The organism is Bacillus sp. ISL-46, assembly GCF_018613205.1.
Genome location: NZ_JAGGQR010000010.1, coordinates 1 through 22830, shown reverse-complemented (window position 1 = coordinate 22830; position 22830 = coordinate 1). Strand labels below are relative to the sequence as shown.

The 22830-nt window shown below is 39.5% G+C and carries 18 protein-coding genes, 4 pseudogenes and 1 riboswitch; of the genes and pseudogenes, 17 read left to right on the top strand and 5 right to left on the bottom strand.

What is annotated here, in order from left to right:
* Window positions 1-235: 235 nt before the first annotated feature.
* Complete coding sequence (locus J7E67_RS04335; RefSeq protein WP_214731091.1) at window positions 236-1633, top strand: NCS1 family transporter; 1398 nt, start codon at window positions 236-238, stop codon at window positions 1631-1633.
* Window positions 1634-1726: 93 nt separating this feature from the next.
* On the opposite strand, the gene J7E67_RS04330 is transcribed toward J7E67_RS04335, so the two are convergent.
* Entirely contained in the window at window positions 1727-3337 is a 1611-nt protein-coding gene (locus J7E67_RS04330) for a PucR family transcriptional regulator (protein WP_214731089.1), read from the bottom strand.
* A 150-nt stretch (window positions 3338-3487) separates the two neighbouring features.
* Between J7E67_RS04330 and allC (J7E67_RS04325) the strand changes: the two genes are divergently transcribed.
* The 13 genes and pseudogenes from allC (J7E67_RS04325) (at window position 3488) to J7E67_RS04265 (ending at window position 16599) form a co-directional block, all read left to right on the top strand.
* Window positions 3488-4729 (top strand): allantoate deiminase, encoded by a 1242-nt coding sequence (gene allC / locus J7E67_RS04325; RefSeq protein WP_214716755.1) that lies wholly within the window; start codon window positions 3488-3490, stop codon window positions 4727-4729.
* Between the two features lie 55 nt (window positions 4730-4784).
* Window positions 4785-5990: a pyridoxal-phosphate-dependent aminotransferase family protein gene (locus tag J7E67_RS04320; protein ID WP_251026570.1), complete on the top strand. Its 1206-nt coding sequence runs from the start codon at window positions 4785-4787 to the stop codon at window positions 5988-5990.
* 108 nt (window positions 5991-6098) lie between these two features.
* Window positions 6099-7433, top strand: coding sequence for a uracil/xanthine transporter (locus tag J7E67_RS04315; protein WP_214731085.1), 1335 nt, complete (start codon window positions 6099-6101; stop codon window positions 7431-7433).
* Window positions 7434-7437: 4 nt separating this feature from the next.
* Window positions 7438-8631, top strand: a complete 1194-nt coding sequence (locus J7E67_RS04310) for an amidase (protein ID WP_214731083.1) — start codon at window positions 7438-7440, stop codon at window positions 8629-8631.
* Entirely contained in the window at window positions 8628-9494 is an 867-nt protein-coding gene (locus J7E67_RS04305) for a fumarylacetoacetate hydrolase family protein (protein ID WP_214731081.1), read from the top strand. The genes J7E67_RS04310 and J7E67_RS04305 overlap by 4 nt, the downstream gene beginning before the upstream one ends.
* Before the next feature lie 58 nt (window positions 9495-9552).
* Complete coding sequence (locus tag J7E67_RS04300) at window positions 9553-10911, top strand: allantoinase (RefSeq protein ID WP_214731079.1); 1359 nt, start codon at window positions 9553-9555, stop codon at window positions 10909-10911.
* 352 nt (window positions 10912-11263) lie between these two features.
* Complete coding sequence (locus J7E67_RS04295; protein ID WP_214731077.1) at window positions 11264-11566, top strand: Ger(x)C family spore germination C-terminal domain-containing protein; 303 nt, start codon at window positions 11264-11266, stop codon at window positions 11564-11566.
* Between the two features lie 468 nt (window positions 11567-12034).
* A pseudogene (locus J7E67_RS04290) lies at window positions 12035-12190 on the top strand (LLM class flavin-dependent oxidoreductase); the annotation flags it as partial.
* Window positions 12191-12207: 17 nt separating this feature from the next.
* Window positions 12208-12510 (top strand): annotated as a pseudogene (locus J7E67_RS04285) (LLM class flavin-dependent oxidoreductase); the annotation flags it as partial.
* Between the two features lie 113 nt (window positions 12511-12623).
* On the top strand, window positions 12624-12770 hold the full coding sequence (locus J7E67_RS04280) for a hypothetical protein (protein ID WP_214716748.1): 147 nt from the start codon (window positions 12624-12626) through the stop codon (window positions 12768-12770).
* 116 nt (window positions 12771-12886) lie between these two features.
* Window positions 12887-14134 (top strand): allantoate deiminase, encoded by a 1248-nt coding sequence (gene allC, locus J7E67_RS04275; protein WP_214731076.1) that lies wholly within the window; start codon window positions 12887-12889, stop codon window positions 14132-14134.
* Between the two features lie 123 nt (window positions 14135-14257).
* Window positions 14258-15832 carry a phytoene desaturase family protein gene (locus J7E67_RS04270; RefSeq protein ID WP_308161348.1) on the top strand — a complete coding sequence of 525 codons (1575 nt, stop codon included), beginning with the start codon at window positions 14258-14260 and terminating at the stop codon, window positions 15830-15832.
* A gap of 299 nt (window positions 15833-16131) precedes the next feature.
* Complete coding sequence (locus tag J7E67_RS04265; protein ID WP_214731074.1) at window positions 16132-16599, top strand: SRPBCC family protein; 468 nt, start codon at window positions 16132-16134, stop codon at window positions 16597-16599.
* A gap of 115 nt (window positions 16600-16714) precedes the next feature.
* On the opposite strand, the pseudogene J7E67_RS04260 reads toward J7E67_RS04265, so the two are convergent.
* Window positions 16715-17410 (bottom strand): annotated as a pseudogene (locus J7E67_RS04260) (AraC family transcriptional regulator); the annotation flags it as partial.
* On the opposite strand from J7E67_RS04260, the gene J7E67_RS04255 reads away from it, so the two are divergent.
* Window positions 17366-17569 carry a hypothetical protein gene (locus J7E67_RS04255; RefSeq protein ID WP_214731072.1) on the top strand — a complete coding sequence of 68 codons (204 nt, stop codon included), beginning with the start codon at window positions 17366-17368 and terminating at the stop codon, window positions 17567-17569. The pseudogene J7E67_RS04260 and the gene J7E67_RS04255 sit on opposite strands and share 45 nt — an antisense overlap.
* A 693-nt stretch (window positions 17570-18262) precedes the next feature.
* Here the strand turns inward: J7E67_RS04255 and J7E67_RS04250 are convergent.
* The 3 genes and pseudogenes from J7E67_RS04250 to J7E67_RS04240 form a co-directional block, all read right to left on the bottom strand.
* On the bottom strand, window positions 18263-18418 hold the full coding sequence (locus J7E67_RS04250) for a hypothetical protein (RefSeq protein ID WP_214716742.1): 156 nt from the start codon (window positions 18416-18418) through the stop codon (window positions 18263-18265).
* A 188-nt stretch (window positions 18419-18606) separates the two neighbouring features.
* A pseudogene (locus tag J7E67_RS32510) lies at window positions 18607-18849 on the bottom strand (DUF6429 family protein).
* A gap of 966 nt (window positions 18850-19815) precedes the next feature.
* On the bottom strand, window positions 19816-19944 hold the full coding sequence (locus tag J7E67_RS04240) for a hypothetical protein (RefSeq protein WP_214716740.1): 129 nt from the start codon (window positions 19942-19944) through the stop codon (window positions 19816-19818).
* 155 nt (window positions 19945-20099) lie between these two features.
* Window positions 20100-20244: riboswitch (cyclic di-AMP (ydaO/yuaA leader) on the top strand.
* A 159-nt stretch (window positions 20245-20403) separates the two neighbouring features.
* Here J7E67_RS04240 and J7E67_RS04235 point away from each other — a divergent pair.
* Both J7E67_RS04235 and J7E67_RS04230 read left to right on the top strand, forming a co-directional pair.
* Window positions 20404-22230: an APC family permease gene (locus J7E67_RS04235; RefSeq protein ID WP_214731070.1), complete on the top strand. Its 1827-nt coding sequence runs from the start codon at window positions 20404-20406 to the stop codon at window positions 22228-22230.
* 353 nt (window positions 22231-22583) lie between these two features.
* Window positions 22584-22727 carry a hypothetical protein gene (locus J7E67_RS04230; protein ID WP_214731068.1) on the top strand — a complete coding sequence of 48 codons (144 nt, stop codon included), beginning with the start codon at window positions 22584-22586 and terminating at the stop codon, window positions 22725-22727.
* Window positions 22728-22830 lie beyond the last annotated feature (103 nt).

Sequence of the window (22830 nt, the reverse complement as noted above, 5' to 3'; positions counted from 1 at the left end):
GAACACTTTAAAATTCACTATTTTACCAATGACTTTTAAATAGAATTTTCATAATATTACTTTATTGGACATCATGTAAGGTTTGATAACATCAAAATGGTATCTTAGCTAACAATACAATCGACCATGAATTTAACACCATCTAGGTTGGTGAACCGTATTTCAAAGGTGATTTGAATAAGATTCAACGTTTTTTATTGATCAAGAAAATAAATTTTGAGGAGTTGAAGGGACAATGTCGTCAAATTTGGCAAGTCATCGATTAGAAGAAGTAGAGATTCCTTTTGAAAAGGGATTGGACGAATCACTAAAGCCCAAAACGGAAAAAAGCAGAACAGTAGGGTCCATACCGTATATGTTTATGTGGATTGGAGATGGTGTCAATTTAGGTAACATGACACTAGGGGCTAGCTTGATTGTAGCAGGAAGCGCAACACTAAATCTTTTTCAAACATTTATCGCGGCTGCCATGGCAATTGCTATTATTTCAGGGCTATTTGCTTTAAATGATCGTCTCGGATATAGAGCAGGAATCCCCTACGTAGTACAGCTTAGAATGTCTTTCGGAATAAAAGGTTCTGTCATTTCAGCACTTTTGCGAGGCATACCTGCCATCGTTTGGTATGGTTTTCAAAGCTGGATTGGTGGTTCGGCATTAAATGAAATTGCGAAAGTTGTGACAGGCGGTAGCTTTGATAATGTTGTCATTTGTTTTGTTGTTATTCAATTGGTGCAAATTGTGCTTTCATTGTACGGTTTTCATGCCATCAAATGGGTGGAAATTCTTGCTTCGATTGTGATTATGCTTGGGCTTGTTTATGTATTTGGCGTTCTTTTAGTATCCCACAGTGAGGTTATTGCAGAAAAATGGGTCCATGCAGAAGGTTCATGGGGCTTGCCATTCTTCTCATTCATTATGATATTTTTAGGGAACTATGCAGCAATCTTTTTAAGTGCAGCGGATTACTCACGTGAGCTTAAAACGGGAATTAGTGACACGAAGCGTGGATTTTTATATTTCTCTCCTATTATTATTGCATATGGATTTGTTCTTACAATCGGTGCCATGCTTGCTTCGGCCACTGGTATTTCTAATCCAGTGAAAGCTTTCGCAATTGTGGTTGACAATCCTTATATAACAGTTGCTGTATCAGCGTTTATCGTGATTGGTGCTGTTGCTGTGAACATGGTGGCAAATATAATTCCGCCTACATACGTGATCACATTGCTTACAAAAATGAAGTATAAACCGGCTGTTGTGATATCTGGATTGCTTGCATTTTGCTCGTTTCCATGGGTACTTGTCCAGGATGATTCTGCAAAAGGTCTTGGTACATTCATACTAATTTATTCCACATTCTTAGGCCCAATCGTTTCCATTTTGGTTGTTGAATATTATATATTAAGAAAGCAAAAAGTAAACATTGCGGATCTATATGATGAAAAAGGTCCATTTGCCGGATTTAATCCATGTGCGATTCTTGCGATGTTAATTGGTGCTGGAGCTGCCTTTATAGAAGTTGATTTGGGTTGGATCATTGGGGTTATTGTTGCAGGTATTGCTTACTTTTTATTAACGAAGTATGCGTTCAAAGATTCAACGTTTAAAAAAGGTACCATTTTCGAGCGGTAATTGTTATTTCACTGCTGCAATAAATTGCCAAAATGACACCCCTGTATTGAATTAGTTTAACTAATCCAATACAGGGGTGTTTTAATTTTTTGATCAATCATTATGAAGCAATGCTTTGATCTGGAATCCAATTCGGAGGCATAATGTTTGTTCAGGGTCTTTTAAACTTCGACCTAGCAGTTCCTCACACTTTTCCAAGCGGTAAATGACTGTGTTTCGATGAACAAATAGCCGCTTTGCTGTTTCAGAAAGTTGGCAGTGTGACTCCAGGTAAACGGATAGAGTTTGTAGAAGGAGATCATAGTCTTTTTTCGGCTCTGTCACCAGTCCTTTGAATGTGTTTTGGTAGAATTGCTTCATTTGTTCGTAGGGAAGCATACGTAAAATTTCTGGTACTTCTTTCGGTTGGTATGCTTCAATAAATTGGGTATTGCCAAGCGTCGTGCCGTAATAAAGAGCGTTCAATGCTTCTTTGTAAGCGTCTGGAAGACGAAGTGGTTGTTCGGCATAATTGCTAATACCAAAAGAAATCGTTTTGCTGAGTAGAAGAAAAAGAGTCGACTGGATCGTAGTTAAAAAAGTATGAAAGTCTTTCTCTTTCTCTTTCCAACTTCCTTTTGTTTCCATAAGGATAATGAATTTATTATCTATAGAAAATAATTGCATCGTTTCGGCGGATGCATGGACCGATTCTTCAATCAGGTCGTAAATGTGTTCTTTTTCTGATTGATGTTCAGAAAGTAAAAAACTTTTTTCGAAATTGTCTAGTTTGCCAACGGCACAGAAATATCGATACTCGCCAAACAACCCAAATTCTTTTCCGCGGTTAAGTATTTCCTCTGAGGAGGAGAAAGCACCATTTATGAAGTTTGTGAAAAATTCGTTTCGTAGTCGTTGTGTTTTTTGTCTTAAAGCATTTTCTTTCATTAATTCAAAAGCTATCACATTTGCAGCCTGTTCTACTGTTAAAACAGTTGTTCGGTCTGAAGGTGGGATGAATTGATGAATGAAAAGGTAACTTGGCTTTTTTTTGTGAGTATAGACAGGAAATACTGTAAAGGTTCTGCGATTCTCTCCTACGAGTGAAAATGAGGTAAAACCAGCATTTGGTAAGAAAGAAAAACTACCTGTGAGTAAAGAGTAAAAGTCGTATGACATTCCCTTTGTACTGTTAATCTGACGCAATTGATGATTTAACAGTGTCACGGGACTGCTAATCAAAACAGATAGGCTCTCAAGAATGATATCAAGTCCCTGACCATTGACGATGAGATTCGTGAAGTGTTGATGTGTCTTCATCGCCTGGTGAAGTTCGTTTGTGCGCATATCCAAAATACCGCTGAGGGATTGATGTACAATATCCCCTAAAGCTGTCTCAACCGGAATATCGATAATAGGGATGTTCAATTCATTAGCTAGTTGGATCGCTTCCATTGGAAGGTCATGCAAAAATCTGTTCGTTTTAATGCCAAGGCCGGCGCATCCTTGTTTTTGCATTTCCGTTATTAATTCTAATAGTGATAGGGGATTGTTTTTTAAGTGAAATCCAGTGGTAACAAGTAACCCGCCTTTTTTCAAGTATGGAATAATATCAGGTGCATCCATCATATTAACCGTATCAACTTCACGATTTAATCCATTGTTACCGGCAACAACGACTGCGCCAGCATAGACTGGAAGACGTAATAAATTTTCCAGCAACATTTTTATTCACTCCCAGTATGATTTTTGTATTACTTTTTAGTTAAATTAAACAACAAAACAGACAAAGTTTCTACATATTTGTGAATGTTCTTTGAGTTCTTTTCTATTAAAATAAACATAGACAAGAAAAGAGTGGGGGGAGGTTATAAAATGGAGACAGATTCGTCTGTATTATCGAAACCAGTAAACAATATGATTGAATGGCTGTCCTCCTACGGACAGACGGAAAGAAATGGTGTTACTCGCCTATTATACGATAAAAAGTGGCAAGAAGCCCAACAGGCTTTAAAGAAAGTGATAGAGACTCTTGGACTCGCTTCTTACTTTGATGACGTAGGGAATTTATACGGAAGGCTGGAAGGGTCTGGAGAAAAAGCGTCGTCTGTTATTTTAACAGGTTCACATATCGATACCGTAAAGGATGGCGGAAAATATGATGGTGCTTATGGTGTTGTTGCCGGTGTTATTGCACTTGATTATTTATCCCGGAAATATGGACAGCCAAAACGAACAATCGAAGTTGTGTCACTTTGTGAAGAAGAAGGAAGCCGCTTTCCATTAACATATTGGGGTTCCGGGAACATTACAGGTCTACGGACAAAAGAGCAGGTAGAAAAGATAGAAGATAATCATGGTATACCATTTATCCAGGCAATGAACGAAGCTGGTTTTGGACTTGGTCACTTCCGTGAAGCAAAACGAAACGACATAGATTGTTTTATCGAACTTCATATCGAACAAGGTGAAATACTTGAGCGGGAAAACAAATCGATTGGCGTTGTCAGCCACATTGTAGGTCAGCGTCGGTATAATGTAAAGGTAACAGGAGAAAGCAATCATGCGGGGACCACGCCGATGCATTACCGAAAAGACGCTGTTCATACGGCCGCTTTACTTATTCAAGCTTTAATGGAACAGGCAAAAGAAACAGATCCTATGCTTGTGGCAACGGTCGGCAGAATGGAAATTAAACCGAACATACCAAACGTGATTGCGCGTGAAGCCTTGTTCTCAATTGACATCCGCCATAGTGAAGAAGCCTTGCTTGAAGAATTTAGTGTAAAGGTTTTTGAGGCTTTCAAGCAAATTTGCCAGAAACAACAAACAAATCTTCAGATTGACAACTGGATGAACGAACAACCGGTGAAAATGTGTGAAAAGCTAAGTGATTTATCAGCAACGGTGTTAGAAAAAGAAGCAGTACCCTATAAAGTGATGACAAGCGGTGCAGGGCATGATGCCCAAGTATTCGGACAATACATGCCTGCATGCTTGTTATTTGTACCAAGTCATAGGGGCATCAGTCATTCCCCTGATGAATATACAAAAGCCGAGGATTTGGAAAAAGGCGTTCAGCTTTTGATCAAAGTCCTGCACAAATTAGCCTATTAAGGAGGACAATAATGTGACAGTATTTCGCGAATTAAACACACCTTTACGGACAATTATGACACCAGGACCAGTCGAAGCTGACCCCCGGGTATTACGGGCAATGAGTACACCAATTTTAGGGCAATTTGATCCGGCTTTTACCCAGATTATGAATGAGACAATGGAAATGCTTCGCCAAGTGTTCCAGACAAAAAACCAATGGACATTTCCGATTGATGGAACTTCACGTTCTGGTATTGAAGCAGTTTTAACTAGTATTTTAGCACCGGGAGATAAAGTGTTAATTCCTATATTTGGACGGTTTGGGCACTTGCTTACGGAGATTGCTGAACGGAACGGTGCTGAAATTCATACAATCGAAACAGAGTGGGGACAAGTGTTTGATCAGGATGAAATCATTAAAGCCATGGAACGTGTAAAGCCGAAAGTGCTTGCGATTGTGCACGGCGAAACATCGACTGGATGCATGCAGCCACTTGATAAACTCGGAAAGGCCTGCCGTGAAATGGATATTCTTTGTGTCGTGGATGCGGTCGCGACCATTGCTGGAACAGAAGTGAAAGTAGATGAGTGGCAACTTGATGCTGTTATTGGCGGAACGCAAAAATGTTTTTCAGTTCCTTCAGGCATGGCACCAATCACTTACAATGAGCGGGTAGAGAAACTTCTCGCATCCCGGAAAAAAGTGGAAAAAGGCGTACGGACAATTGGAGATGCAGTAGACGTACGTAATCCTATTCAAAGTAATTATTTTGATCTAAGCCAACTCCAGGATTATTGGGGGCCGCGCCGTCTTAATCACCATACGGAAGCGACTTCCATGCTGTATGCTTTACGGGAAGGTGCTAGAATTGTTCTTGAAGAAGGGCTAGAAGAGCGTTTTGCCCGTCACCGTCTTCATGAGAAAGCCATTATGGAAGGGATTAAAGCAATGGGGCTGACACTCTTCAATGATGTAACTTGGAAATTACCGATGGTTACATGTGTCAACATTCCAGTAGGAATTGACGGTGAAGCAGTCCGGTCTATGTTACTTGGACAATTTGGTATTGAAATTGCCAGTTCGTTTGGTCCGCTTCATGGGAAGATTTGGAGAATTGGTGCGATGGGATACAGTTGTAGGAAAGAGAATGTTTTCGCTGTTTTGTCTGCTCTTGAAGCAGCACTTATCCGGAATGGGGCATCTGTTCAAAGAGGCGAAGCTCTGCAGGCAGCACTAGATGTCTATGACCCAGCCTCTCGTATGGCAGTTTTGGTGTAATAGTAAGCCGGTTCTTATCCAAGTTCGTTTATGGTTAAGCCGGCTTTTTTTCTTTAAAGAGATACAGTTGCTATAGTGAAATGCATTTTTTGAAAAGAAGGTGGACATATGTGGGAATGGACGCGGGTAAAACATTGGACAGCAGGGCTACAATGGCTGTTTTTCCTTTTTACCAATACGGTTGTGATACCGATAACCATCGGGAGTGCCTTTCAATTGGAACAAGGAAAAATAATTGCGCTTCTTCAGCTTTCTTTTCTTGTTACCGGAATAGCTTGTATTATTCAAGCACTATTGGGTCACCGCCGTTCAATTATGGAAGGGCAGTCAGGTCTTTGGTGGGGTGTTATTTTAAGTATGTGCTACATAGCGCCGGCACAAGGACTGCCACTGACTGTTGTGGGCGGCAGTATTTCAGCCGGCATTATCATTTCAGGCGTTATTACAATGATTGTCGGTCTATCAGGTTTATCAAGATTCATTGCAAAATGGTTTAATCCGGGGGTCATGGCTGTATTTACGTTTTTATTGGCCGTCCGGCTTAATACCATTTTTTTAAAAGGAATGCTTGGTATTCCTTTTAGTGTAGGAGGGTCACCGGCTCAGATTGACATTCCAGTCTTTTTATTATCAGCTATGGTCGTATTACTCACGATTTTCCTTAGTGTAAAAGGTGGAAACGGCATTGGACGGTATTCACTTCTCATTGGGATTATCGCTGGTTGGATCGCTTATGAAACCGTCTTTAAATCAACAAGTGAGACGGTCAATATGAGCAGTGAGTCAACGATTGGGTTATTTCTTCTTGGAAATCTTTCTTTTGATATTGGAATTATCATCACGGCTGTAGTCGCCGGGATGTTAAACCTTTCAAATACATTTGGCGCCTTAAAAGGAACAGATGAAATTTACAAAAGTGAAACAACGAATGAACAGTACCGGCGCTCGTTTACAATTTCGGGTGCATTTACAATCATTTCTGGCTTGTTCGGCATGGTTCCGTACGCACCGTATGTATCGTCTATCGGGTTTTTAAATCAAACACGAATAGTAGAACGTCTACCTTTTATTCTTGGAGGCGTTATGTTTATTGTCATGGGTGTGGTTCCTGAAATCGGCAATCTAATTGCTAAAATGCCACTCAGTGTCGGGAGTGCTGCGTTACTTGTCGCTTATATGCGCTTATTACAACCAGCGCTTGGCTACTTTGCACAAATTGAACTGACAACAGCCAACTTGTACAGAGTGGCCACACCACTGTTTATCGGAATTATTTTTATGTCTTTTCCGACTGAATACTTTGGATCTGTTCCAGCAACCATTCGTCCGTTGTTAAGCAATGGGCTGCTGATGGGTATTTTATTGGCTCTTGTATTGGAAAATATTCATTTTCGCAATATCTGGAAAAAGAAAGATTATAAGCATATTAAGAGGGGGGCATAAAAAAATGATCGATAAATGGAATGCATTTATGAACAAAGACCAAACTCTTGAGCCAATAGGGTCTGGAGTATTAAACGGACAGACATTTGCGGTAAAAGATGTTTATTCGATTAAAGGGCATACATGTACGGCTGGTAATCCAGACTGGTTACGAACACACGATTCGTCTGTTGAGACAGCAAGCAGTATTCAAAAGCTTCTTGCTGCAGGGGCAAAGTTGACAGGTACCTTACAGACTGATGAACTGATGTACAGTTTAAATGGTGAAAATGCTCACTATGGTACCCCGGTAAATCCAAAAGCCCCGGGCAGAATTCCTGGAGGATCATCGAGCGGTTCCGCTTCTGCGGTGTCCGCAGGCCTAGTAGATTTTTCGCTTGGAACGGACACTGGCGGTTCGGTGAGAATTCCATCTTCTTACTGCGGATTGTACGGGATTCGTCCGACACACAATCTTGTAAGTAGTGATGGTGTCATTCCTTTGGCAAAGAGTTTTGATACAGTTGGATGGATGGCACAGGATGCTAGATTGCTTGCCCAAGTTGGGGAAGTATTACTGCCATCTTCAGATGACAATGGTTTCTTTCAACGCATTTTTCTAGAAGAAGATGCCTGGTCATTGCCGGATGCGAAATCAACTGAAGAGCTTAAAAAACTTTTGCCTGCTATTAAAAATAGTACAGATCATTTTGAACAGGTCCGGGTAGCGGATGAAGGATTTCCAGCATGGACAGAAATATTTAGGACGATTCAAGCGCTGGAAATTTGGGAAGAACATGGCCCGTGGATTACAAAGGAGAAGCCATCATTTGGGCCCGGAATTGCGGATAGATTTCAGATGGCCAGCATGTTGAAGAAAGAGAAGTGCCAAAGCCAGTTTGAACAATGGAAGATGATCAGGCACCGGATGGATCAATTATTAGTGGATGATGCACTTCTCGTTATACCAACTGCTCCAGGTCCCGCACCACTTTTGAATTTACAAGGTGAAACAGCCGAACAGTACAGGGCAAGAGCCATGCAATTAACATGTATTGCTGGGCTTGCAGGATTACCCCAAGTAACTCTTCCGCTCGCAACTGTTGACGGTCTGCCAGTTGGCTTATCAATTATAGCGGGTCGAAACCAGGACAAGCGTCTGTTGGAGTGGGTTGTTTCATTCGCAGAAGTTCACAATTCCAAGGAGGAAAAACGATGAAATTAGCAACAATCCGTCATAATGGAGAAGAAATTGCGGCTATTATTGAAGGGGACGGAGTTTTTCAAATGCAACAGGTCAATGAGCTGTCAGGAAACCTGTGGAGTGAAAAATTGCTTCCACTCATACAGTCTGGGGAGCTTAGCGAATTGACAGCATGGTATAACCATGAAGGTAAGATACAATTACAACAACAAAATGGTCTTGTACTAAAAGAAGTTGTATTTGCGCCTTTGTTCCGCGCTCCCGAGAAAGTACTCGGTGTAGGCATGAACTATCTGGAAAAGGCTCTTGAGTTATCGGGTAAGCCACCGGAGTTAGAGCCAGTTGTATTCATGAAGCCAAATTCAAGCTTAATTGGTCAAGGGGACACGATTGAAATTCCTCCTCAATCACCGAATGTTGCAGGGGAAGCGGAACTGGCGATTATCATCGGAAGAACTTGTGAAAACGTGGAGGAAATAGATTTTTACAATGTTATCGCCGGTTTTACGACTAGCCTTGATATGACGGCAAAAGATATTCAAAATCAAAACCCTGTTTTTCTGCAGCGGGCTAAAAGTTTTAATACGTTTTGCAGCTTCGGGCCGTATTTGATCACGGCAGATGAATTTTCCGATTTAGCATCCATAAAAGTGGAGACGGTATTAAACGGAACTGTTTTTCACGAGAATACCATTGAAAACATGATGTACCAGCCTGCCTTTATTGTGTCTTTCTTTTCCAAGATCATGACACTTCAGCCAGGAGATGTCATATTAACAGGAACACCGGGATCCGTCTTGATCCGTGAAGGTGATACGTTGGAATGCCGTGTAACCGGATTTTCAAGTTTAACAAATAAGGTGAAAAAGCGGGCATAGTAAAAAATGAAAAAGCAGTTTTAGAAATCGGCGTTTTCAAATAACAGGGGGAAGAAAATTGAAACAATTTGATATGATCATTAAAAATGGAACAGTAGTTTTACCGGATAAAGTTAAAAAAACAAATATCGTCATTAAAAATGGAGTAATCGTAGCTATTAGTGATGAGTCCTCATTTGAGGCGGAACGTATTATTGATGCATCAGGCCAGTATGTATTTCCCGGCATGATTGACGTACATGTTCATTTTAGCGATCCTGGCCGTGAATATTGGGAAGGGTTCCGTACCGGCTCACAGATGATGGCGGCAGGTGGTTGTACAACTTTTTTTGATATGCCCTTGAATGGGATTCCTTCCACTATTGATAAAGAGGCACTATATGCTAAAAGCGACAAAGGCAATCAAGAATCTTATACTGATTTCGCGCTCTGGGGAGGACTTGTCCCAGGGAATGAAAATCATTTGGCGGAATTGGCTGAAGAAGGAGTTATTGGATTTAAAGCGTTTCTGTCAACGACCGGGAACAAGGAATTTGAAAATGTGGATGACATAACATTATTAAACGGGATGAAAATCATTGCCGGTTTAAACAAAGTACTCGCGCTTCACTCAGAAAGCGGCCCGATTACTGACTGGCTTACAGCAGAAAAAGTAAAAGCAGGACACGTATCAGCGGACGATTATTTGGCAACCCGACCGATTGCGGCTGAGGCAGAGGCTGTCCAACGTGCATTATATTATGCGGAAGTAACCGGCTGTCCGTTACATTTTGTGCACATCAGCTCGGCAGAAGCAATTGAAAAAATTGAGGAAGCAAAGAGTAAAGGTATGAATGTAACAGTCGAAACATGTCCACATTATTTACTTTTTAATCAAAATACTTTGCGTGAAAAAGGAGCGGTCGCTAAATGTGCTCCACCGCTACGTATGCCAGAAGAGCAGGAAAAACTTATTCAATTACTCATCAACAAGAAGTTTGATATGATTTCTTCTGACCATTCACCATGCACGAGCGATTTAAAAGATCCGGCTACTTATAACCTTTTCCAAGCATGGGGCGGTATTAGCGGTGGCCAATTTTCCTTCCTTTCCATGATGGAATTGGCTTTGAAACACAACATACCATTCGAACATATTGCAGAGTGGACAGCCTTGAACCCAGCAGAGCGCTTTGGACTTTCATCAAAAGGGAAAATTGCTGAAGGGTATGATGCAGACATTGTCCTCGTTTCTGTTGACGAATCATTTACTGTTACAGAAGATAACTTTTTCGCTAAAAACAAAATCAGTGTTTATATAGGACATACGTTCCCATGTAAAGTGATGAGCACGATCAACCGTGGACAGGTTGTCTACGAAGAGGGTGTCATTCGTTCCGAGCAGGCTAGTGGAAAATGGATAACACCAAAAAAATAAAACCAATAGTAAAAGCTGATTGAAGATGAGCATGTTGCTTATCGGTGGCATCGATTACATCGATGTCATTTTTTTATATAACTGTTATTAACAATCATCACCCATCTGAATACTAATAATTGATTGTATTATTTATAAAATTGGTAAAAAGGGAATCGCTATATAATAAACTGTGGTCAATTGGAGGGAGTAACTTTGAAAATTGAGTACGATTATAAATTCGGATTGCCACGAAGCATTGTATGGAAGTATATAAAGGATGAAAAGGTACTAAGGAACTCCATCCCAGGCTGATCTCTACTTTTTTACCTGGAGCATGGATGCATTTTTTAAGAGACTATTATGAGCCTATGTGTGTGGCGCAGATTTAGTAGAAAAAATAAAAGATATTCCCCTAACCAAATTAGAGAAATTAACTGAAGAAGAAATAAAAAGAAAACTTACCTCCATTTATAAAAAAGGAGTTGAAAATAATACAGATCTACTAAATGTTGGTGAAAAATGGTATAGAAAACACCCAGAGCAATATAGGGAATTAAAAAAATCAACTGGCTTTTATTTAGATAATGAGTCCTTAAAGAATCTAAAGGTTAAGGTTCAAATATTTCATTTTAATAGCTATAAGTATGAACCGAGAATCAATGAAGGCTTTTAACTCCACTCTTAAAAACAAACAGCAATTGAAAGCTCGCCAACTGTCGAGTTTTTTATTCTAGTGACTAATAAAGATGCAGATCAATTAACTAATCAGTCAAGTGGGAATTTATAAAAAAATTTGTCTAAAAATTCAAAGTAATGGATTGACAACAACACTAATTAAGATTTATAGTGTATTCAACAATTAGTATCATTAATACCAAGTAAACCAGTAGGTGAAATAAGAGTTAGTGTTAAAGTTTTATGGGACCTCTCCTCAGCAGCAAAAAATTTAATGAAAATTGTACTTTTGAAAATATGTAAGCTCTGCTTTTGTTGGAGTTTTACCTATAATTGTAAAAGCCGATTGGACTACCAAAGGCTCCTGTTATTAACAGGAGTCTTTTTTATTGGTTTTGGTGATGAAAGTACTATAAAGGCCAGATAAACCCAGACAAAATAAGAGTGCATTGGAGGTATTAATATAGTGAAATTCGCATTGTTTACCCTTATAATGAATGAACCCAATGCGGTAACCGGTGTATCACTGACTGCTCAGCAGAAATTTCAAAATGTAGTGAATCAGGCAATTTTAGCAGAGAAACTAGGCTTTGATGCCTATGGTGTAGGGGAGCGTCATGGACCTAGGAAGGGATCCTTTTGGGATTGAAACTTAGCATTTTGGATCAAAGCGTCATTGCTGAAAATGAAACCGCCTTTGATGCCTTTAACCATTCCATTGAATTATCACAACGGGCAGAAGAGTTGGGGTATCAACGCTTTTGTGTATCTGAGCATCATAATGCTGAGAAATTAGCAGGATCAGTTCCAGAAGTATTAATAGCCCATCTTCTCGTAAAAACGAAACAAATTCGCATTGGCTCTGGAGGTGTGATGCTCCAGCATTACAGTCCATATAAAGTGGCCGAAACCTTTAATGTATTACCTTTATTATCACCTGGGATCGAGTCTATTTTCTACAAGCAAATATAACGTAAGATAAGTTAACAAAAATGGAGACTCACAAAGATAATTGTATTAAATTATCTATATATAAATATTAGGGAGGGCTTCATATGGGCACGAATGACAAAGTTCTTTTCGCTGGAGATGTATATAAGATAATATACGATTATAAAAATGGTCTGTACGAAATTAAAAAAGAAGACGAACGCGGGAAAGTGGTATTGGTTTCTGAAAATGACATAAATAAGTTGTTTTAATTTTTATAAGAGGTGCAATCGATTCTAGAGTCTATTTTCTTTTAAGGAAATAGGCTTTTTTTTTAGTAAAGGAAACATAACATAAATTACATAACTATTTTTGAGGAGTGACGTAGATGGCCATTCAAGTTGACAAAAAGTTTTTGGAAAAAGGTCATGTGGGAGTAATGATTGAATGGCTTGCTTCGTTTGGAAAAACGGAGAATGAGGGTGTGACAAGACTTTTGTATTCTCCATCCTGGCTCGATGCGCAGCTGGCGTTAAAAAGTAAAATGGACCAATCGAAACTAGATACGTATTTTGACAGTGTCGGAAATTTATTTGGAAGATTACCAGGTTCAGAATCCAATGGGAAAACCATCTTGACCGGCTCTCACATCAATACGGTAGTCGATGGTGGGAAATACGATGGTGCCTATGGAATCATTGCCAGTTTCATCGCTGTATTAAGGCTATTTCAAACCTATGGTTACCCAAAGAAAACGATAGAAGTCGTCTCTTTATGCGAAGAAGAAGGAAGTCGTTTTCCGCTCGCCTTTTGGGGTTCGAGAAGTGTTAGTGGTGCCTACAACCTTGACCGAGTGAAAGAGGTGAAGGACCCAGAGGGAATTCCATTTTTAGAAGCGATGACACAAGCGGGGTTTGATCCGGAAAAGTATACTCCTCCAGTTCGGGATGATGTGGAACGGTTTGTGGAGATTCATATTGAACAAGGAATGATTCTCGAGAAAAATCAGAATCAAATCGGGATTGTGACCCATATTGTTGGACAACGCCGTTATTCGGTTCAAATCAAGGGAGAAAGTAACCACGCGGGGACGACTCCAATGCAATATCGGAAGGATGCAGTTAGCACGGCCGCCCATTTTATTTCATTTTTAACAGAAAAAGCGCAAGTTGTTGACCCGCAATTAGTCGCAACGGTTGGAAGATTAAACGTCAAACCGAATGTACCGAATGTTGTCGCCGGTGAGGTAGAGTTCAGCCTGGATATTCGACATCATCAGGAAGCTGTGATTGACCATTATTGTGACGTGATTTTCGCGGAGTTTAAACGATTCGCAGAAAACTTAAATATGGAAGTGACCATCTCCCAGTGGATGGATGTAAAGCCGGTTAAGATGGATGGGGAGATGTGTATGTGGGCCAGTGAAATTGCAGAGGCGAAAAACTACCGTTACCAAGAAATGATCTCGGGTGCTGGACATGATGCCCAAGTATTTGGTCCGGTCTGCGCCACTTCCTTACTATTTGTACCTAGCCATAATGGAATCAGCCATTCACCAAAAGAATTTACGAGTTTGGAAGAGTTAGAAACAGGGATTGAACTATTAACTGAACTTTTATATAAACTAGCCTATTAAAGGGAACTAAAGGTAGAGACTGCATAAAAAATTTTAAAAAAATGTACTAGATTTAGTACTTAGTATCCATCCTCCAGAATATCTTTTTACGTAGATATGGCTTGATCATATTAAAGGAGAGATATGATGGATAACTTTGATGTCATTATGATTGGCAGCGGCCATAATGCTTTAATTACGGCTGCCTATTTAACGCGGGCGGGTCGCAGCGTTCTAGTATTAGAAAAAAATGATCGCCCTGGCGGATTTCTGCGCACCGAAGAGCTGACGCTGCCAGGTTTTAAACATGATGTGTTTGCTGCTGCACATCCTCTCTTTACAACCGGACCAGTCTACGCTGAACTAAGAGGGGATCTAGAAGCACGCGGGCTCCGATACATAAATACGGACCTGCCGACCGGTGTTTCGATGGAAGACGGACGAACGGCTGTCCTGCCTAGTTCATTTGAAGCGCTCATCGCTGAGGCGGAACGGCTGGCTCCCGGTGACGGCGCAGCTCTGGCCGGTATGTTTGAACAGCTAAATCCATATGTTAACGATGTATTTGGATTATTCAATATGGATCTCTCCAGTCCTGAAGCTGCACCGATCCTGAAGCGCTTGCTTCACGAAGGGGGCGGGGCGGGCTATTCGCCTTTCGCTGCCTCATTAGTTTCAACCGCCCGTAATACCGTCAGTTCTTTAAAGTCACCAGTGACACGGGCAATGCTGGCATCCTGGGTCACACACCTTGGCCGCACGCCGGATGAAGTCGGAAGCGGGATTTGGGTACCGCTGACGGTGATGGCACTGATGGGCGGCGGGATGCCGATACCTGAAGGCGGCAGTGAGAAACTGGTTCAAGCATTATCTCAACTGATAAAGGATCAGGGCGGCGAGATTCTTACGCATACTCATGTTGAGCGGATCTTAGTGGAGAATGGTCTAGCGGTTGGCGTCCGAACTTCAAAGGGGAAAAAGTATCGTGCTAAGCTGGCAGTCGTGGCCTCAACCACACCTGATCAGCTCTATCTCTCGCTCTTGGCCGATACGGAGATTTCACCACCACTTCGGGCACAAGCGAAACAGTACCGATATGGCCGTGGCTGCGTCCAAATTCATCTAGCACTAAGTGAGCCGCCAAACTGGCCAGATAAACGGTTTAACCGTGTCGGGCAGCCGCATCTAACAGATGGACTGGACGGATTTACTCTAGCGATTGCCCAAGGGGCGGCCAATCTGCTTCCGTCCAATCCTACCTTTACGGTCGATTGTTCTACCAACCTCGATCCAACGAGAGCACCGGAAGGAAAAGCAATCATGCGCATTCAAGTGCTGGAAGTGCCCATCCGTCCACGTAGGGATGCGGCTAACCTTATCGATGTCGGAGATGGTACATGGACACATGATTTAACCGAGCGGTTCACAGAACGCGTGCTAAATGTGGTGAGTAAGCATATACCAAACATCCCAAGTGCGGTGATTGGAAAATATGTCGTCACCCCAGATACGATTGCCAGGTTTAACCCGAACGCAGGACCGGGGGATCCCTACGGCGGGGCGCACGATTTGGCGCAAAGCTATCTTTTTAGACCATTACCAGGGCAGCCGGGTCATCAGACAGCTATTCCAAATGTGTATATGCTCGGTGCCGCAACCTGGCCTGGACATGGCGTGAATGGAGGATCAGGTTATATTGTTGCGCAGCAGCTTCTCTAACAATAAAATATCTGAAAAGAGTAAGACCCTATTTCCCAGTGGAAGTAGGTTTTTTTTACTACAAATAGGAGAATCAGAATTGAATTCTTCATCGTGATAGTTGTGAAAGACAAATTTATAGTTTTTGCTGCGAGATTTGTCCTTCATACCGCTTAGACGGCCAATCATAAAAAAAGGAATGATAATAAAGAGCAGGTATCTGTTCCTTAAACAGCATATTCAGTTCCTTTTAACCATTCCCCCTCCAATTGAATACATATAATTGATTGTAATTTATGTGGTCAATTGGAGGGGGAACAGTGAAATTCGAGTACGAATACACATTCGGGCTGCCAAGGAACATTGTTTGGAAATATATCAAGGATGATAAGGTGCTACGGAACTCACTCCCTGGTTGTAAGTCTTTTTCAGAAGTGACCAGAGGTGTATACCAAGCTGAAGTGGAGATAAAAATGGGCCCCATTCAAGATCACTTTGTCCTTGAGATTCGACTCCATGAGAAGAAGCCATCCTCCATCCTTCAATTACAAGTAATTGGAACTGGTAATATCGTAGAAATTTCCGGTAAAGCTGAACTTTATTTTAATGATCAACAAGGGACGACCCAACTAAACTGTAAAGCTGAAGCACAGGTAACAGGTGCCCTCGCTTTGGCAGGTCAGCGAGTATTAGAGGGTGGAGCTAATAAGGGTTTGGAGACGTTTTTTCAAAAAGTAGAAAAGGAAATAAAAAGGAGTCTTTATTATTTGAAAAAAAAGGGCAGGTGAAAAGGGTTCCATTAGTCGAATCGATCTCTACTCAGTAACCATCATGGTGGGGAATGTAAATTGGCAATAAATAAACCAAGGAGCAGTGGTCTAAGGCCGCTGCTCCTTGGTTTATTTATGCGTTTATCCTTTGGTCATAGGATTCCTTCAGGAGTTTTATATCCTCTTTAGGTGGTAAACCAAATAGTCGGGATTATTCACGGCTGAATTGCGATGGACTCTCATAACCTACCCGGAAGGCAACATCATCTGCACCTGCTGCCTCAGTTAATAATAAATGCCGTGCTTCCTGCAGTCTCAGTTGTTTTTGGAACTGTATAGGGCTCATCGCGGTAACCTCTTTAAAAATTCTATGAAGCGAAGAAACACCCATATTCGCTATTTCCGCAAGCTCCTCCACCCGAATAGCTCGATCATAATTATTCATGATATGTTCGATGGCGTCACTGATTTGATAGGTAGAACTTCCTTCTACTGCAATTTGCCCCAGTGCAGCACCATGCCGTCCTTGTAGAACCCTATAGATGATTCCCTTTTTGATAAGAGGAGCAAGTATTGGGATATCTTCAGGATAGTCAAGTAAGCGAACAAATCTGGCTACCGCGTCCAATAGAGATAACTCTATCAGGTTAACATACATACCTCTTTTAGTATTTTCTTTTTTACTCACACCTATTTGAAACTCTCCTAAAACTTCTAAAATTTCATTAGGCGTAAATTCGAGCTTAAGAGCGAGATATGGAGCCTCGGGAGAAGCTTCCGTTACTTGCCCAATAATTGGCAAGTTAACGGAAGTAACAAGGTAATCGGATTTTCATTCATCATCAGCCCCATAATCCACAGTGATGTTCAGATCCATGTCCACATCCTGCTGCACCTTGTCCGTAAACAAGCTGAACAAGCACAAGGCATTCCTGATACAGATCCTGAAATGGTGAAATGGATTGGTACAAGGAAACTCGAAATTTAATTATACAAAACAAGGCTGTCCCACTTTATATTGGGGCAGCTTTTTTAATTGTGAATCATTGGACTTAAGCTAACGGGGGCGTTTACTTGAAAATCAGGGCTACCAATCGGGTGGCTCTTTTTGTAAATAACCAAAGGAGCAGGTTAGCTGAAAAGATTTGATATAATGTAGAGAATACCTAGTAAGGAAAAAGGTGGTCTTGTATGGATAAAAGTGTGCAAGCAGATATTTTAGGTGCCCTATACGGAGAAATTAAACGATAAGACAATAATAGCAGTAGGTGATTAAAGTTTCTTGAATAATCCAATGTGGATTTAAGAAGATCCATAACTGGAATTTTTGTAAATGCTGGCAGACTTATAAAAGTAATACAACTGTTTATATGTCAGATTTAATAAAGATGATGGGGAGTAGCTAGGTAAGATAATGAAGGTATATAAGCTAAAGAATAATTTTAATGGAATAAAAAAGGGAACACAATTCTATTTGATTGCTGAATCTGAATTTATAGGTGTCAAAGATTTTGTTTTACGAACTAGTGACTTAGCAATCAGGATATCAATTAATGAAAGGGAGCTGCATAAAAATTTTATTTTATTGAAACATAGCTGAACGGTTTGACCAGTTAATTCAATTAAAGTAAACACGGGTGAAAGAGTGAAGGAAAAATAAAAAACCACTCAGAGTGGTTTTTTAATCTTGCATTGCTCCTGCCTCTCGGGAAGTCATTGCACCTTGTCCTTGGCTTACATCTTTTTGAATTTCTTGTTTTACTTTTTGTGCATCAGTTCCGGCAAATTCTGGTCTCATAATAGAACCCACATTCTCTTTAGCTTGTTCCTGTTGCATAGAATTCCTCCGCATTTTATTATTTAACAATCTTATTATTTACAAAAAAACACTCGGTTTATCCTGAGGATTTGATCGAATTTCACTTAAAGGTAAGGGCTCTTTCCACTAAAGGGTGCTAGAGTTCAAGACCTGCTTAATATACAACGCGGGTCTTTTTACGAAGGATAAAGGGAATAAGAGATTCCTTATTGTTCTTCTATATTATATTTCTTCATCAGTTTCTTGGATTGTTCGATTCCTTTTTCTGTTAGATACACTGATTTTGATTGATTGCTGCCACGAATTAAATCATTCTCGGTTAATTAATTTAGTGACTCAAAAGGATAACCTTTCCAACTTCTCTGAGCCTCACTCAATCCATAATCTTCTGTAAAAGATGTTAAATGTAATAATAATAATAACGTTAATTCATCAATCTGATCTTTCATTTTATGCATTCCTTTACTTTTTACCTCCATTATAGCTAAAACAATTTTCTATTTTCAAAAGTAGAAAATAATGCGTAAAACATATTTGTTGTTGAAAAATGGAACCTATGCCTTTTTAGTTCCGATAGCTTATTAAAGTAACGGGATAGTTGAAGAAGAAGGTGGCAAAAAAAAGACCCTTATTGACTGATTTTATTCAATAAAGGGTTTTTATATTTTCTTATTTTCTCAAACAATAATTGAAAGCTATATAAAAGCAAGGCTCTAAATTGAAGGAACAAAAAATGCTGGAATGGATTTATTCTGACTAACGTAGCTATTCGTGTTCGTTTTAAAAATTTTAATCCCCAAACATCAAATAATATATGAACGGATATTTGTAATTAGATACAAAGGAAATCTACTGTATGTCAATTTAAGAATCCAGAGTGCTGAAAGAAAGAAAGGACCAAATACAAATGCAGTGTCACCACTTATTTTAGGATTTACTTTTGTATAAAACAACCACCACCTACGTTTTTTACCTATCGTGTATAATATTTTTGAGATGACACTAATAAAAATAGTAGCGGGTAAAAATCTAATTATTGTTCTCCGACCTAATATAGGGAATGAAAGCCAGGGTAGAACAAACAGTAATATTAATAGCATCTTTGGTTTCTTCATTATGCACCTCAAATTTTCTCATTAAGCAAATCAATGAGCGATTAGGTTTTATCCTTTATATTTGATCCGTGAATATTAAATACATACAAACTACAAAAGTCCCCCCCTGAGGGTTCAAGGAAGAGTGCAATTAAAGAGCTGGTGCTTGTTAAGCTGACGGGTGCTTATGTTGAAAATCCAGCTGCCATCGAAGCAGCTTTTTTCTTCAGCTAACGGTCAGTAAGCAGAGGACAACAAAAAAAACGCTTCAATGCGGTTTATAGATTCAATATTTAAGTTATACCGTCTTAGCGTGCCAATTTAATCAATATCATTGTTGGTAGGCTCTACATATTGTTCATTTGTAGGAACTCCAAATTGTTTGTTAATTTCTTTAGCTAATTCATCTAAAAAGTCATCAGATAAAAAGGGACTATTTTCTTTGAACATATAATTCCTCATTTCTGTGTGGAATTTTAAAATATTCTACGAGGTTGAAATAATATCTATATTACTAACATTACCACTGTCCTAAAGTTTTAATCTTTTTACATAAATTTCATTTACTTTTGCTATTTACAGGAGTAATATAATCACAGTTTCAAATTCTTAAGTCGCTGAAACCATATGGTACGGGGGAACCATTTTTGTGGGTTGTTATTTAATCCATGGGGTGAATCCTTTCAAGGTAGGGCTACTCAAAGGTCCGAATCCGCCAGCTAACCTCGTAAGCGTTAAATGAGAAGGAAGGTGGAGCTTGTGACACAAGAAAAATGACGTGTCTACAGGTCTATTTACTATGACTTGTAGGCATTTTTTTTATTTATGTAAAAATATTGCTCTTTTTGTGGAAATTACTGTTTAAAGGGTAATATAAAACTTATTAACACTATTGGGTGGTGAGTAATTATGATTTCAGCCTTAAAAAGGTTTTTAATTGGACGACCTTTGAAATCCAATGAATTAGGAGAACAGAAACTTAACAAAACGAAAGCATTAGCTATCCTTTCATCTGATGCTCTATCATCGGTGGCATATGGTCCTGAACAAATACTGATAGTTTTAGTTACAGTTGGTGCAGCTGCATTTTGGTATTCAATTCCTATCGCAGTTGGTGTATTAATACTTTTAACAGCTCTTATCTTGTCTTATAGGCAAATCATCTTCGCGTATCCTCACGGTGGGGGAGCATATGTGGTTTCAAAAAATAACTTAGGTGTAAATCCTGGCTTAATAGCTGGAGGCTCTCTATTGGTAGACTACATACTAACTGTTGCTGTAAGTGTGTCTGCTGGTACTGACGCTATAACATCTGCCTTTCCGACCTTACATAAATTTAATGTCGAAATTGCCATAGTATTCGTCATTTTAATTACAATTTTAAATTTAAGAGGAGTAACGGAGTCCGCATCAATTTTAGCCTACCCCGTGTACTTGTTCGTATTAGCGTTGTTCATATTAATTGGTGTGGGAATTTATAATATTCTAACAGGAGGAGTTTCGCCTGAATTACATCCCCCAATTGGTACACCTGTTACCGGAATCAGTTTGTTTATTCTTTTAAGGGCGTTTGCCTCGGGAAGTTCCGCCTTAACTGGGGTTGAAGCTATATCCAATGCAATTCCTAACTTCAAAGATCCCGCACCTAATAATGCTTCTAAAACGTTAATGATAATGGGCGCATTACTTGCCATATTATTTTCAGGAATTATTTATTTAGCCTACTATTATGGGATTACGCCAAGCGCAGAGGTAACCGTTGTATCACAGATTGCTGAGGAGACATTCGGACGGAATTTCATGTACTTTTTTATTCAAGGTACTACAGCATTAATTTTAATCCTTGCTGCAAATACTGGTTATTCTGCTTTCCCATTGCTGGCAGTTAATCTTGCAAAAGATAAGTTTATTCCAAGGATGTTTCTTGTTAGAGGAGACCGATTGGGATACTCAAATGGCATTATCATACTTGCAATCACTTCAATCATTTTAATTATTGCTTTTCAGGCAGAAACAGAGCATCTAATTCCTCTTTATGCTGTTGGTGTGTTTATTCCATTTACCTTGTCCCAAACCGGAATGATCGTTAAATGGATTCGCGAGAAGCCTCAGGGGTGGCTTCCAAAACTAATAATTAATACAATAGGGGCCATTATTAGCTTTATTGTCACAATGATGTTCTTTTTAACTAAATTCACTCAAGTATGGTCGGTATTAGTTTTTTTACCAATTATTCTTTTTGTTTTCTACCGAATTAGAAAGCATTATGAAGCAGTCGGTGCCCAGCTTAGCCTCACAACTTGTGAACCATTGATGCCAATTGAAGGAAATGTACTAATAGTTCCTGTTGCTGGCATGACTAATGTGGTAGCGAATTCGATCAACTATGCAAAATCACTTTCTCAAGATCAAATTATTGCAGTCTATGTCTCCTTTGAAAGAGATGACGAGAAAAACTTTGAAGAAAAATGGAAGAAGTGGCAACCAGATGTAAGACTGGTGACGCTGCATTCGCATTACAGAAGTATCATTAATCCCCTTACCAAATTTGTTGATACTATTGAACATAAAGCTAGTGAATCGAATTACCGAGTCACAGTAATCATCCCACAATTTATTACAAAGAAAGGTTGGCACAATATTCTGCATAATCAATCAAGTTTACTGATTCGGGCCTACTTACTGTTTCGAAGAAATGTTATTATCACGACTGTTCCTTATCATTTAAAAAAATAAAGACTATAAAAAATATCAATTCTTTCAGGCAGCTCTACTTTATATAGAGTTGCCTTTTATTATAGACAAGGGTAGCAATAATTACGAATTGAAGTTGCATTTTTACTTTTTGAACAAGGAGATCTCAAAACTGAACCTTGTAGATTTGTCGGTAATAAGGTAGGCACCTTCGGTGAATTCTTCGACTGAAGTAGCTATAGCAGTATGATTAGGTAAACTAATGTTGCTTAACAACAACCATTAAATCGCTCTGTTGCAACAGCCTATTTCTTATTTAACTAACGTAAGCAGTTTAGTTGAACAAGGAATTAGATAATTATGCTAATATTAGACTTAAGTTAGGGGGAGAAAATGTGGATGACAAATTAATGAAAATGCCCTTTCCAGAACTTATCTCAAAATTAGTGGTAGCACCTTTATTTATTGTAGTGGTAATATTGGCTATTTTAAATGTAATACTAAATAGAAAAGATAATTGTGCTAACAAAGCAGGTTGAAGAAGGAATAACTACTTTATGTTGGAATTATCCATTAAATTAAGAAGCTAATTAAAAATATACCCCTCACTAATGAGGGGTATCAGACTGTCGACAAATCCGA

What these genes read in the sequence shown, in the direction of transcription:
- J7E67_RS04335 (WP_214731091.1), top strand. Translation starts at nt 236, where the DNA reads ATGTCGTCAAATTTGGCAAGTCATCGATTAGAAGAAGTAGAGATTCCT.
- J7E67_RS04330 (WP_214731089.1), bottom strand. Translation starts at nt 3,337, where the DNA reads ATGTTGCTGGAAAATTTATTACGTCTTCCAGTCTATGCTGGCGCAGTC.
- allC (WP_214716755.1), top strand. Translation starts at nt 3,488, where the DNA reads ATGGAGACAGATTCGTCTGTATTATCGAAACCAGTAAACAATATGATT.
- J7E67_RS04320 (WP_251026570.1), top strand. Translation starts at nt 4,785, where the DNA reads ATGACACCAGGACCAGTCGAAGCTGACCCCCGGGTATTACGGGCAATG.
- J7E67_RS04315 (WP_214731085.1), top strand. Translation starts at nt 6,099, where the DNA reads ATGTGGGAATGGACGCGGGTAAAACATTGGACAGCAGGGCTACAATGG.
- J7E67_RS04310 (WP_214731083.1), top strand. Translation starts at nt 7,438, where the DNA reads ATGATCGATAAATGGAATGCATTTATGAACAAAGACCAAACTCTTGAG.
- J7E67_RS04305 (WP_214731081.1), top strand. Translation starts at nt 8,628, where the DNA reads ATGAAATTAGCAACAATCCGTCATAATGGAGAAGAAATTGCGGCTATT.
- J7E67_RS04280 (WP_214716748.1), top strand. Translation starts at nt 12,624, where the DNA reads ATGGGCACGAATGACAAAGTTCTTTTCGCTGGAGATGTATATAAGATA.
- allC (WP_214731076.1), top strand. Translation starts at nt 12,887, where the DNA reads ATGGCCATTCAAGTTGACAAAAAGTTTTTGGAAAAAGGTCATGTGGGA.
- J7E67_RS04270 (WP_308161348.1), top strand. Translation starts at nt 14,258, where the DNA reads ATGATGGATAACTTTGATGTCATTATGATTGGCAGCGGCCATAATGCT.
- J7E67_RS04250 (WP_214716742.1), bottom strand. Translation starts at nt 18,418, where the DNA reads ATGCAACAGGAACAAGCTAAAGAGAATGTGGGTTCTATTATGAGACCA.
- J7E67_RS04240 (WP_214716740.1), bottom strand. Translation starts at nt 19,944, where the DNA reads ATGTTCAAAGAAAATAGTCCCTTTTTATCTGATGACTTTTTAGATGAA.
- J7E67_RS04235 (WP_214731070.1), top strand. Translation starts at nt 20,404, where the DNA reads ATGATTTCAGCCTTAAAAAGGTTTTTAATTGGACGACCTTTGAAATCC.